Here is a 1,041-nt window from a genome sequence, read left to right as displayed (position 1 = left end):
CGATCCCCGCAACTACCTGGCCTTTCTCGGCCTCGCCGCCGCCCTCTGCTGCTACAAACGACTCATCCGCCTCACCACATAGGACACGGTCTTAGAGGCCATCTCATTTGGCTTTAGCGGTAGCCTGAGGGCGTGCTGTTGGTTGAGCGTCTGGTCCCGGACGGGTTGTGGGAGCTGTTCCAGCGGGTGGTGCCGGAGGCGCCGTCGCGTCCGCAGGGTGGTGGCCGGCGCCGGTACGGCGACCGCGAGGTGCTGGCCGCGATCATCTTCGTGGCAACGGCGGGGTGTACGTGGTCGCAGGTCCCACCGGTGTTCGGGCCCTCTGGTGCAACGGCCCATCGCCGGTTCACGGAGTGGTCGAAGGCTCGGGTCTGGGCGAAGCTGCACCGGCTGGTGCTGGACGAGCTCGGCTCGCGGGGTGAGCTGGAGTGGTCGCGGTGCGCGATCGACTCGGTGAACATGCGGGCCCTGAAAGGGGGGACCTGACGGGTCCGAATTCTGTGGATCGGGGCAAGAAAGGATCGAAGATCCACTTGATCACCGAGCGGACCGGACTGCCCCTGTCCGTCGGGATCTCCGGTGCCAATCTCCACGACAGCCAGGCCCTGGAGCCGCTCGTACGCGGCATCCCTCCGATCCGCTCCCGCCGCGGCCCACGCAGGCGCAAGCCCGCCAAGCTCCACGGCGACAAGGGGTACGACTACGCCCATCTGCGGAAATGGCTCCGCGAGCGCGGTATCCGGCACCGCATCGCCCGCAAGGGCATCGAGTCCTCCAAGCGGCTGGGCCGTCACCGTTGGGTGATCGAGCGAACCATGGCATGGCTCGCCGGCTGCCGTCGTCTGCACCGCCGCTACGAACGCAAGGCCGAACACTTCCTCGCCTTCACCAGCATCGCCTGCACCCTCATCTGCTACCGCCGGCTCGCCAAATGAGATGGCCTCTAAGACCGTGTCCTATGTGGTGAGGTGTCGTTGAGCTCGGTATGGGGCGGGGTACGTGGAGCTGGATTGTTCCGGACGGGCTGTGGGAGATCGCGAA

1 protein-coding gene is annotated in these 1,041 nt (G+C 66.6%); it reads left to right on the top strand.

The features are described 5' to 3' along the window. The first annotated feature begins 138 nt into the window (after positions 1-138). A protein-coding gene (locus tag ACH4N1_RS35000; protein ID WP_398104574.1) for an IS5 family transposase occupies positions 139-935 on the top strand; the annotation gives its coding sequence in 2 pieces (ribosomal slippage) (positions 139-474 and positions 477-935; 795 coding nt in all). The last annotated feature ends 106 nt before the right edge of the window (positions 936-1,041 follow it).

The organism is Streptomyces sp. NPDC017202 (genome assembly GCF_044331705.1).
Taxonomy (GTDB): Bacteria; Actinomycetota; Actinomycetes; order Streptomycetales; family Streptomycetaceae; genus Streptomyces.
Note: the sequence above shows the minus strand (reverse complement) of the source record. Positions and strands in the feature narration are given on the sequence as shown.